We start from the raw sequence: 12,320 nt of genomic DNA on the forward strand, positions 1-12,320 counted from the left end.
TGGTCATTCGTTTTTTTTCAAAAGAAAAGATCCACAGTCTACATGCTTCTACATAGAAATATAGAAACAATGAAATGTGGATCTCTTCTTTTCTCCGTCACGTTTATTAACTTATCTATAATGTAAACCATAAATGAAAGCGGTGTCAATAAAATTCTCTCATATTTTTGTCACTTTTTTTGATAATATTTCCATAACTCTTTGTTCGATGTTGTAATCGCTGTTGCACCAGCTGCTAATGCTCTTTCTACATCATCAACACTGCGAATAAAACCACCTGCCAAAATCGGCACGCCTGTCCGCTCTTTCACCTCGGCAATTACACCGGTTAAAGCTCCTGGAAGTACCTCGATATAATCTGGCTTTGTCTTCTCTAAAAGATTACAACTCTTTTCCATCGCACTAGAATCAATTAAAAAGATGCGCTGAATCGCAACGACATCTTTTTGCTTCGCCTTCATAATGACATTTGCTTTTGTCGATAACAATCCATAAGGTTTAAACGTTTGGCATAAAAACTCTGTTGCATATCCATCACTTTGCAATCCATGGATTAAATCAACATGTAAAAATACTTTTTTACAATGCTGCTTCGCTAGTGCCACAACACTCTGCAATTGACCGATATGAATATCTAAAATCACAATATACTCATACGAACTATGTAATAACTTTTCTAAATCCTTAATCTGCCGAACAGCTGGCAAAATCCTTTGTTCATGAAATTCCATTCCAAAAGTCCCCTTTTTTACGTCTTCCTACCTTTTATAGTACACAATTTAAACGAAAAGAAAAGCTATATATACATCAATTAAAAAACCCCTCTTTTTAGGTGAGAGAGAGCATCTGGCCATGCATAGAAGCGGTCATGGCCTTTTTCTGCCGCATGCGAAGTAAAAACAGAAAGAGTAAACGAGTGTAGGTTACTTTTTATTCTGCATAGCAAAGATTTAGATATCGAAAAATTAAAATGGATTCAGATAGTAGGAAAAACTTTCACTTCTCTTACTGTTGTATCCTATCGAAATATCAATATAGCATAAAAAGAGTGGATAACCGATCCGTTACCCACTCTTTCCTGCATTACAGTAAAACCGAGTCTTTATCACTATCTTGGTTACGTCTCTCACGTTCTTCTTCTAAACGCTTCATATATACTTCTCCTTCTTTTTCGATAAATTCATTATCCATCTCTTGTTCTTTTTTCGAAGTATATAAAACCATGTAGCCACTTACAACAATCCCAATAATAATAAGATAAATCCACCATGGTAAAGTTTCCAATTGATTTCCTTCCTTTCCTAAGACAAGCCTTGTTAGTTTCACTGTATGAAAGGAAGAATGGATTTATGATTAAAATTTTACACTCATACATAATCTGGAAACATTTTAAGGTGTATGCTGTACGCTAAGACTATTTTTTTGTAAATAAGGACTATCCTTCTCATTAAATATAAGAAAATAGTAACGTGCTTTTAACTTTAAGAGCCTAAATGCTTAAATATTTCTCATAAAATACCATTTCGGATTTTTTTTGTGCAATTTTATTAAATAATATATACAGAAAACAAGTGTTATAGCTGAGATAATAAGATAAGTCTTATTTTGATAAGCCTCCATGTTATCATTTACATAGAATAAATACTGTTTGCCCATACTGTCATCGCTAAACCACTAAGTATATTCGAAATCACCTTATATGACCGATCTCTTGTAAATCCTATACTAGAAATCGGATTCTTAAAGATGAAAGTAAAGGTACATACTTAGGAATCACTCTTCCAGCTATTTACATTGAAGATACAACGATCGCATGGCGGTGGAGTCATCTGATTGCTCATAAAAAATGAAAAGGGCCCCAAAAAGTCAGTTACCCTGACTTTTTGGACAGCCCCTATTTCGAATTTGTTTTTACCTTTAACTTCGCTTTACTTACCATGGATTCAAGTTTATTAACAATCTCTTTTTCGAAAGTTTTATAAAAAGCATTATTTGATATTGCAATAAAGAACAACATAAGATAAGTCATTTTTTCATTACCATCTACTACAGTACCTTTAAATCCCCATTCTTCTAACGTTTTCCCTCCTATATTTACTATTGAAAACGCACCTGAAATATATGTAGCAAAAAAATGCACCTGATAAAACCTTTTTAAAAATGTATTTGAATCACATCTCCAAATATAGATAAAGTGTAAAAGTAATGATAATATACCTGACAGTATACTAGACATTATTAACATAAAAATAAATACTTCTACTGAATCTGAAGCTACAAACATACTAATAAGTGGGTCTGCAAACGAAATAATTTGTACTCCATATACTACTGTAAAAAAATATAAAACCAAATAATAGAAATAAACAAACATATTACTCATCTCCTAAAAAATAATGAATTGAAAATTGATCTTGGGAGTCAGCGGAGATACGCGTAAAACTAGGTCATACGGATACATTATTTACTAAAAACTATTTTCCGAAGATATTTGTAATATAAACATTCGTTTTTATTTAAAAATATGAACTATCCTAATCGATGAACTAGATGTAACAAAATACTGTATCAAAAATAATCTGTAACATTATTAGTGCAATACTTTTTCGCTATACAAAAAACCTAATGTTAGAAATAGAATACAGGCTGTGTTCCAAAATTACATGTATCTTAATCGAACCCCATCTTGTTAATACTTTTCTTTCATACATTCTTACTAATAGAATCTGCTCTTCTAGCAATTGGAATTCATATTATACTAAAAAATACAAACAATAAAAACCAAAATTAAACTATTTTCTAAGAGAATAACTGAATTTCATTGAGGGTATCGTTATATTTCGAAAATCCACTATACTAAGGGCATTTTTAATTATATTGCGTTAAAACTGTAAACCTATTAAAAGACTCTTTTCATTATCGTTTTTTATTTAACTAAGCGCCATTCTAGCACAAAATGCTTAAAAATCATCATGCATAGTATACTTGGTGATTTTTAAGCATTTTATACCCTTTTGTACTTGTTCTTATGTACTCTTATAAAGAAAGAGATGAACTGTACCCTGAATCGCGGACACTAAAAAAGATGGTTCCGGTGAATACCGAAACCATCTTTTAAGTGCTTGATTCTTCATGGTCTTTTTATAGGGTGCAGTTCATACTCATTTAAATTTAACAATATCTTTTAATGTTGGTAAGGATTGAATGGCTCCGTAATTTGTACAAGTAATTGCTCCAACTTTGTTAGCAAATGCAACAAATGTACAAAGTTTTTCAAAGTTAAAGTCAAATAGATTTTCTTCTTTAGAAAGTTGATAAAGCATTGCACCTACGAACGCATCTCCGGCACCAGTTGAATCTACCTGTTTCACAGGAACAGAAGGAATAATAGCATTCCCTTCACTAGTTGCAAGAAGCGTACCTTGTTTTCCAAGTGTAATCGCAACTACCTTTGCGCCTTTTTCAAGTAAAAACTGTGCAGCTTTATTCATATTTGTTTCTTTAGAAAGCATGATTGCTTCCTCTTCGCTTACTTTTACGAAATGGGCTTGTGCAATGAAAGTTAAGCAATCCTCGCAAAATTGCTGTTTATCTGTAATTAATGCATCACGATAGTTTGGATCAAAGGAAATAAAGTGGTTTTGTTCTTTTGCATATTGTAGCAGCTGAAAATAAGTTTCTTTTAAATGCCCAGGTAACAAAGCTGTCGCTGACCCAAAATGAATGATATCATGTTTGTACATTTTAGAAAGATCGATTTTATGAAACTGATATTCTCCATCAGCACCACGCATAAAAGTAAAATCACGTTCACCATGTTGATCAATAGAGACAAAAGCTAATGTCGTTTGGTTCTCTTTTATAAGCATAGAAGTATCGACACAGTTTTCTTGCAATGTTTTTTCTAGAAATTCTCCAAAAGGGTCGTTTCCGACTTGTCCAATGAATGAAGCCTTTCCGCCTAATTTTGTAATTGCTGCAGCAACATTGGCAGGAGCTCCGCCAGCTTTTTTTTCAAAGTGTACTCCATCTGTTAATGGTACATGTGTATCACAACAAATGAAATCAATTAATAATTCACCGATACAAAATACTTGTTTCATTCCAATCCTCTCCCAAGTTTGTATTGTGTTATATGAAATTCCATCTTTTCATCTGAGAAAAGAGAGATGTTGTACTCGATATCTTTACGAGGGAATACTCGCGATGTAAACACAGTTTCTCCATCACATAAGAAGATTTCAACAATGCTTTGATCTACGAAAATACGCATTTTCATTGTATCTTGGATTGGAATTTGTTTACAGCGTTTGTAACCATATTCTCCCCCAAAACGATGTTGGAAGCTTCCGCGCTCAATAGAAACGATCCCTTGATCACGCCGAAAAGTAATCGGGAATGATTCTTCATGATAATGGAATAAGGAAATACCAAATACATTTGCCTTTTCAGATTGTAATCGTACTTCTAATTCGTAGGAGTGTTCTTTGAAAAGGTCAGATAATACATATGTTTCATTCTGTAAACAACCTGACACTGTTTTAGAAGATGTCCGTAATTTCTTTAATTCACCAATCGGACGTTGTTTTAACACGTTATTTTCAAGAGTTAACTCACGTGGAATCGTTAAACAATGTGCCCACATAAAATCATCTGAAGGATACGTCATTTCACTTGATCCCGCCCACGCAAACATAATGCGGCGTCCAGACGGATCTTGCAATGTTTGCGGTGCGTAAAAATCAAACCCTTTATCTAACTCATAATAAGAATCAACGTGAAAGTATAAATTTTCTAGATCTAATGTCCCAATTGCGTAAATAACATTATAAACATTTTGATAGCTATCCTTTGTTGCTTGAATACCTTGCGGAGAAAAAATAAGAATATCTTTCCCATCTAAATGAAAATAGTCAGGACACTCCCACATAAAGCCGGAATCTTTTAAATTTGTTTGTAATTCCCCTTGCAACTTCCAATCATACAAGTCTTTTGATTGATAGATAAGAAGTGTACCTGTTTCGTTTTCCCGTTGTGCACCGAGCATCATGTAATAAAAATCATCACACTTCCAAATTTTCGGATCACGAACATGTCCCGTATATCCAGCGGGAACACTCCGAATAATTGGATTATATTCTGCTTTTGCAACCTCATATTGTTTATTCATGAAGGCAACACATTGATTAGCGTCACGCGATCCATCAGTATGTTTTACATTTCCTGTATAAAACAAGTGAAGTATGTCATCTTTTACGAAAGCTCCCCCAGAATAAGCACCGTGGGATTCATAACTTTCAGTAGGAGTAATTGCCACAGGCATACGTTCCCAGTGAATCAAGTCTTTAGATTTCACATGCGCCCAATGTTTCATTCCATGAATAGGAGCAAATGGGTACCACTGATAAAACACGTGGTACTCATTATTATAATAAGATACACCGTTTGGATCATTCATTAATCCATATGGCGGATGAATGTGATAAATAGGCTTCCAAGAGTCTTGATTTGCAATTTTCTCTATCGAAGTCAATTCACACCCTTTTGCCTCTCGTATTGTTCTATATTTATCCATAGGGTGTTCACCTCAAAAAATTAGTTCTTTTCTTTATATAGAAGCATTGTCGCAATAAACGCTGTAATAACAGCAATAGCAAATCCAATTACATAATGAACGACATTCATCATTCCTAATGGGGCCACAATCGTAAGCATCGGAATCCCTGTTAAACCATAAGCATTTGCCACAACATTCGTAAACACAACGTATGCCCCGCCAAAAGCTCCGCCAATCCCTGCGGCAATAAACGGTTTTCCTAGCTTTAAATTCACACCAAAGATTGCAGGCTCTGTAATTCCTAAAAAAGCTGAAATAGCAGAAGGAATTGCAATACTTTTCGTTTTTGTATTTGTTGTTTTAAAATAAACAGCTAAAGCTGCCCCGCCTTGCGCAACATTTGCCATAGACCATATCGGTAGTAAAAAGTTTACACCGATATCTTTATTAGCAAGTAGCCCGGCTTCAATAGCATGGAAACTATGGTGCAATCCTGTTAAAACGATAGTCGAATATAAACCGCCAAAAATAAATCCAGCAACTGGCCCAGCAACTTGATATACAGTATTTAAAATGTACGTAATACCATCACCAAATTTATAACCGATAGGACCGATAATAATTAATGATAGAAAACCTGTAATCACAACAGTTAAAAAAGGTGTAATTAATAAATCCAAAGAATTTGGTACACGTTTTCGTAACTGCTTTTCTATTACACTCATTACATATACACATAATAAAACAGGAAGAACTGTGCCTTGGTAACCAATCATATCAATGTCCATACCAAGAAAATGCAATACCGCCGGTTTCGCATTCCCAAGTGTCCAAGGGTTCATTAATGCAGGATGAGTTAAAATACCTCCGATGACTGCTCCTAAGAAAATATTACCGCCAAATTCTTTTGCAGCACTAACCCCAAGTAAAATCGGTAAAATAATAAACGCTGTACTTGAAAATATATCAAGCAATTGAATGAGAGCATGATCAGCCGGCACTAATTTAAACGCTTTCAACATTCCGAGTAAGCCCATTAATAAACCGCTGGCAACAATGGCCGGAATGATTGGCACGAAAATATTTGATAATACTTTTGCTAACCGAGCAATTGGATTCATTTTTTTCTTTACAGCTTCTGTATGCGTCTGAGGATCGATTTCAGATAAGCCGATAAGATTCGCAAATTGTTCATATACTTTGTTAACAATTCCTGTTCCAAAAATAATTTGATACTGCTCACCTGTAGAAAAAGCACCTTTCACGCCTTCTATGTTTTCGATTTCTGTTTGTGTTACTTTTGATTCATCCTTTAAAACAAGACGAAGACGTGTTGCACAATGAGTTGCACTTATAACATTTTCTTTTCCGCCGATATGTTGCAATACACTAGCGGCAGTCTCTTTCATATCCATTCAAAGTCCTCCTAATTCATTTTGCGGAACCGGTTCCGTAAATGATTAAAATAAAAGACAGGTCTTTCATATACAAAAGAAATCCTGTCTTCATTTTTCAAAATGCGGAACCGGTTCTATAAAGAATTATAAAACGCTTTCACATTTTGTCAATACTTTCTCGAATTTTTAATACATATTTTGAATTTACTATTTTTGGAATATCTTTATTTTCAACTAACTGTATGATAGATGTAGCAGCAATCGTTCCAGCGTAATGGTAGTCAAATGAAACAGTTGTTAAACTAGGATGAATTATTTCAGAAATATCATAACCTCCAAATCCTGTAACGGAAATATCTGCTGGTACAGAAAGGTTGCTTTCATGAATAACCTTTATTGCACCAATGGCGATGTTATCTGTTGCGCAAACAATAATAGTAGGACGGTTATTTTCCAAAATATGTGCTACTTGCTCCATTGCATCTTTGACATGAAAAGTTGTTTCATAATACGTAACGTTGCATGATGGAGCGAGAGTTTGAACTGCCTTTTGAAAACCTTGTTTTCTCTTTACCCCAACTGAGACATCTTCTTCCGTTACTCCTAAATAAGCAATATGACGGTGGCCTTGTGATAGAATGTATGATCCTAATTCAAACGCCGCCTCAAAATCATTGTGAATGAGACAATAATGATCTTCGTATTGTTGACCGACGAATAAAACAGGAATTTTTAATGTACTCAGCACTTTATTATGTTGCTCTGTTAATTTTGTCGTTAATAAAATAATTCCAGCTACTTTTTGTTTTGCAAAGTTTTCAATCGCTTCAATCTCTATTTCTTGCCTTTGATTTGCGTTTGCCACAAGCATTTGATAACCCTGTTCACGAAGCGCATTGTCGATTCCAATAAGGGTTTTCGTCGTAGCAAAAGAGTCTAAACGCGGAACGATAACGCCAATTAAATTTGTTGTTTTTGCTTTTAAACTTCGCGCGAATGTATTAGGAGAAAAATTTGTTTCTTGAATAATCGCTTCAATTTTTTGTTTTGTTTTATCACTGACATACCCACCATTCAAATAACGAGAAACGGTACTTTTTGCGACACCTGCTAATTTAGCAATGTCTGATATATTTTTTGCCATTCTTTTCTCCTCTTTAATAAACTAGATTTGTTCCATAACCTTCATCAATTGAGCTTTTATAAGCTGCTTATCTCCCGTCTATCTTCTTTGCTTTCGCTGAATTTTGAGGCGGGAGTATGATTGCCCGCAAATAGCAGAATAAAAACAAGTACATGTGTTAACATGTTGCACACTATTAATATTAACTCATACTAGATAGGTTTTCATATATTATTACTTATTTTGGCTATTTTTAAAGTTAAAAGTGCATTACTATATACATACAAATTGAAAGTCAGACATAAAAAACCCTTTCTTTTTAGATGGGCGAGAGCATCTGGCCATGCATAGAAGCGGTCAGGGCCTTTTCTTGCCCCATGCAAAGGTGAAAACAAAAGGAGAAAGCGAGCGCAGGTCATATTTTGTTCCGCATAGCAGCGACTTATATGTTGAAAAATAAAAATGGATTTATATACTTTATATCTTCTAATACTTATTACACGATTTGGTTCTACTGCTATATAAACCGCTAGCTTTATTATACTCTCCTAATAATCTGGATTTTTCCGCGTCCTACTTGTATTGGTATTTTCATTATGATCGAAACGTCTTATGTTTTGATTACCGAGATCATTTCGAAGCCCCAATAGTTGTTTTTGGGCATCATGAGAAGGAGGATATGAAAGAAGCATTTTATCTACTCATCATTTCAAGATTTACTTTCTAACTTACGTGATTTTGAAGACAAAGAATAAAGGAGAAAAATAAAAGAAGAACGCCTATTAGTGAGGGTAAACGTTCTTCTTTTTTGCTGTAAATTTACTTAACTTTCTTGTGGTGCTGGAAAATCAGCGTGACTTTCTTCTACTACAATACCACCAGAAATCCAAGTTTTCCCATGTTCATATGCAGGTGCAAAATCAGGTCTTGCAGGAGCTCCACCTGTATCGCCACGGTTCACATAGTGGCTTGATTTAGTAAATGTGTTCAAACCAACTGTTAAAATACCAGTTATCGCTATCGCTGTTACTAATCCACTAATTTTTTTCATTATTTTAATGCTCCTTTTTCAACATATTTTTTGCTTGCTTTATTACTCATGTAGAAATACTTACTTGCTTTCAAATGATTGTCTTCTTCATAAAATTTAATTGCTAATTTTTCAGTGTATTCTTTTACACATTCTAGTAAATTTTCACTTTCAAAATATGAAATCCCTTCTACAATGACCTTTTCTAATCCTGCTGTATTTAATTCTTTGTTCAATTCTTTCAATATCATAAAACGATATTGAAACTCTTTATTTTTTAGTTCATTACAAACTTGAAGTCCAAATTCGATATACTTATCTGCAAGTTCTGATTCACCTAATTTATAATACTCTTCAGCCATAGTAAAAACCGCTTTGTAATGTTTAGGGGCTTTTTCAACAACTTCAGAAATATGACGAATCGCTAATTCTGATAAATCTTGACTTCCGTACATCCACCCTAGATTACTTCTAACCATTAGAACATACTTTTCATGCTTTGCATTTTGAAATACCTCTAAAGAATTATTAAGACTTTCTTCAGCTAATTCAAATTGTTTTAAATCGATACAACATAGTCCATATATATTTTCACATAATGCAAGATTTTTTTCATATCCTGCTTGCTTAGAAAATTCTTCTTTTGCTTTTTGGATGTATTCAAGTGATTTTACTTGTTGGTATGAGTGATAATAAAATTCTCCTAATCTATAGTTAAATTCAGCTTTTTCAAATGGGTTTATAATATATTTTAATAGTTTTTCAGCTATATCAAACTGTTCTTTTGCTTCTGTATAATTTGTGATAAGTCTCAAATGAAAAGCTTTGAAGAAATGATAATAATATGCCAGGAATCCTTCTGTTGGGACTTCAAAAGATTCTACCTGATCAAAACTATCTTCTTTGATTGCAATCCAGTCAGTCAGGACATTATATCTGAAATCTAATAATGTATAATACAATAACACGTCTTGATCAGCTTCTACATGATTGATTTTATTATCAATTTCTTGTTTTAAGTTTGTAGCTTTTTCTACTTGTTGTTGCAACATCGAATGATACCAATCGTCTAATGAATGTTTCATTTGTTCTTTCGTTACTACATGTGCACTCACAGCAATTCATCCCCCTTTTCCCTTTATTTGTAATTATTTCAATATTAACATAATTTAGCGAAGTATATATAACCCCCTCTTTTAAATTAGTTGATAAATAATTTTCAGAATATTCACGACTAAATACACAACAAAAAGCCGACTCATAAGAGACGACTTCCTTACTATAATTTTCGAATTCATGATCCGTAAAATGGAAATTCCTTATTTATCTTTGCATGATTTTTTTAATAGAATCATAAACCAAACAAGACTGAAACCAATGATAGAATGAGAGATTGCTACTATATAAGTTAACCCTTTAAAATCAGCTCCATTTAGTTGAAGAAGTCCTCGGGCTGCCAGTGAAGAAAGTGTTAAAATTAATCCAATATTATGGACGATAAACCACATATCAAAACTTTTCACTTCATGAAATGCAAATGATTTTGATAGTGCTAAGGCAATTAAGAAAAATAAAAATCCAAGTACTAGCGTATGTGTGTGTAAAAGGTTCAGCAGAGTAGATCCTAGAATGCCTTTTGCTTTTGCATATTCTCTAGCGAATACACCTGATAATAAACCGATAATTAAATATGTAAACGATGCATTATATAATTTTTTCATCATATACCTCCTAAAGTAGAATGATTAATGTTGATGTCTGGGTATTTATATATACATCAATTAAAAAAACGACATAAAACCCCCTCTTTTCAGGTGGGAGAGAGCATCTGGCCATGCATAGAAGCGGTCAGGGCCTTTTCCTGCCACATGCGAAGTAAAAACAGAAAGAGCAAACGAATGTAGGTTACTTTTGATTCGTAAATTCCTATTCTATTTTCAAATCATGATAGGTATATAGCAAAAACTCCTAGTTTCTCAGGAGTCATGTTATAACAACTCGAATTTTTTCAATTTTATTATAATTATATAATATTTGATTATACAAAACAATTGAACGTTATGTGAACAAAGATGTCATGTTGTATTCTGCATAGCAGCAACTTGAATATCGTGGGTTGCGATACGATAGTCTTTATTTTCCAAACAACATGTCCGTACATCTATCAATCATTACAATGATTTTTAAAAATAACAAAGGCAAGTGATCTTAGCTATACACTAAAACCACTTGCCTCATAAGATTTTATTTAGTTAGTTATGAAAAGAAGGCTTATAGAATGAACGATTATCAAGTGCAAAGACACGCTCTGTGTATTCACCTGGTTTCGTGCGTCCAAGTGCACGATCCATCATGTTCATCTTCGCGTCTAAATTATCAATGTAATGCAGAATTTCTGCTTCTTTTACTAATGGTGGTTTTGGACTACCCCATTCCGCTTTTCCGTGATGAGATAAAACGATGTGCTGAAGAAGCAATACTTCTTCGCCTTCAATTTTTAACTCATCTGCCGCTTTTCCAATTTCGTTTACCATGATGGAAATATGACCAAGTAGATTTCCTTCTAACGTATACGTTGTTGAAATTGGACCAGACAATTCGATTACTTTACCAAGGTCATGTAAAATAACACCTGCATACAGTAAATCTTTGTCTAAAGATGGATACAGCGTAGAAATTGCTTTCGCTAAATCAAGCATAGATACAACGTGGTAAGCAAGTCCTGATACGAACTCATGATGATTTTTCGTTGCTGCTGGATAATCTAAAAATTCATTTTGATGTTTATTTAATAAGTGTCTTGTCAGACGCTGAATGTTCGAGTTTCTCATTTCAAATATGTACTGTGTAATCTTTTCCACCATATCTTCTTTTTTCACTGGTGCTTTTTCTACAAAGTCTGAGATATCTGTCACTTCATTCGCATTCGCAACACGAATTTGTTTCACACGCAGTTGAATGCGCCCTTTATAATTTTGAATATCCCCAGCTACTTTCACAATCGTTTCCGCTACATATTGCTTCTCCACTTCTGGTGATACATCCCATAGCTTCGCTTCAATATCGCCGCTTTGGTCCTGTAAGATTACTGTTAAAAACGGCTTCCCGTTACTCGCGATTCCTTTTGTCGCTGTCTTAATTAACAAGAAGATATCGACTTGTTCACCAACTTCATACTCTGCAATTTTCTTTTTCATCCTGATTCCTCCACCA

The 12,320-nt window shown here is 33.9% G+C and carries 11 protein-coding genes; all 11 read right to left on the minus strand.

Features of this window, described 5'->3' with window-relative positions; genetic code table 11:
• Positions 1-170: 170 nt before the first annotated feature.
• Positions 171-731: a glycerol-3-phosphate responsive antiterminator gene (locus ACIQ7L_RS05250; RefSeq protein ID WP_400567260.1), complete on the minus strand. Its 561-nt coding sequence runs from the start codon at positions 729-731 to the stop codon at positions 171-173.
• Positions 732-1,083: 352 nt separating this feature from the next.
• Positions 1,084-1,284, minus strand: coding sequence for a sporulation YhaL family protein (locus ACIQ7L_RS05255; protein ID WP_097899688.1), 201 nt, complete (start codon positions 1,282-1,284; stop codon positions 1,084-1,086).
• A 610-nt stretch (positions 1,285-1,894) separates the two neighbouring features.
• A complete protein-coding gene (locus ACIQ7L_RS05260; RefSeq protein WP_400567262.1) occupies positions 1,895-2,374 on the minus strand; it encodes a hypothetical protein in 480 nt (159 codons plus the stop codon).
• 787 nt (positions 2,375-3,161) lie between these two features.
• Positions 3,162-4,103, minus strand: a complete 942-nt coding sequence (locus tag ACIQ7L_RS05265) for a carbohydrate kinase family protein (RefSeq protein ID WP_400567264.1) — start codon at positions 4,101-4,103, stop codon at positions 3,162-3,164.
• Positions 4,100-5,575 (minus strand): glycoside hydrolase family 32 protein, encoded by a 1,476-nt coding sequence (locus tag ACIQ7L_RS05270; protein WP_400567265.1) that lies wholly within the window; start codon positions 5,573-5,575, stop codon positions 4,100-4,102. Before ACIQ7L_RS05270 ends, ACIQ7L_RS05265 begins: the two co-directional genes overlap by 4 nt.
• Positions 5,576-5,595: 20 nt before the next feature.
• A complete protein-coding gene (locus ACIQ7L_RS05275; protein ID WP_400567267.1) occupies positions 5,596-6,972 on the minus strand; it encodes a sucrose-specific PTS transporter subunit IIBC in 1,377 nt (458 codons plus the stop codon).
• Positions 6,973-7,111: 139 nt separating this feature from the next.
• Positions 7,112-8,098: a LacI family DNA-binding transcriptional regulator gene (locus ACIQ7L_RS05280; RefSeq protein ID WP_400567269.1), complete on the minus strand. Its 987-nt coding sequence runs from the start codon at positions 8,096-8,098 to the stop codon at positions 7,112-7,114.
• Positions 8,099-8,900: 802 nt separating this feature from the next.
• A complete protein-coding gene (locus ACIQ7L_RS05285; RefSeq protein WP_400567271.1) occupies positions 8,901-9,128 on the minus strand; it encodes a Phr family secreted Rap phosphatase inhibitor in 228 nt (75 codons plus the stop codon).
• Positions 9,128-10,222 (minus strand): response regulator aspartate phosphatase, encoded by a 1,095-nt coding sequence (locus tag ACIQ7L_RS05290; protein ID WP_400567272.1) that lies wholly within the window; start codon positions 10,220-10,222, stop codon positions 9,128-9,130. Before ACIQ7L_RS05290 ends, ACIQ7L_RS05285 begins: the two co-directional genes overlap by 1 nt.
• Before the next feature lie 204 nt (positions 10,223-10,426).
• Positions 10,427-10,828 (minus strand): DUF2871 family protein, encoded by a 402-nt coding sequence (locus tag ACIQ7L_RS05295; RefSeq protein WP_400567274.1) that lies wholly within the window; start codon positions 10,826-10,828, stop codon positions 10,427-10,429.
• 531 nt (positions 10,829-11,359) lie between these two features.
• Positions 11,360-12,304, minus strand: coding sequence for a 3'-5' exoribonuclease YhaM (gene yhaM / locus ACIQ7L_RS05300; RefSeq protein ID WP_097899695.1), 945 nt, complete (start codon positions 12,302-12,304; stop codon positions 11,360-11,362).
• Between the last annotated feature and the right edge of the window lie 16 nt (positions 12,305-12,320).

The organism is Bacillus sp. NPDC094106, assembly GCF_044764345.1.
GTDB lineage: Bacteria > Bacillota > Bacilli > Bacillales > Bacillaceae_G > Bacillus_A.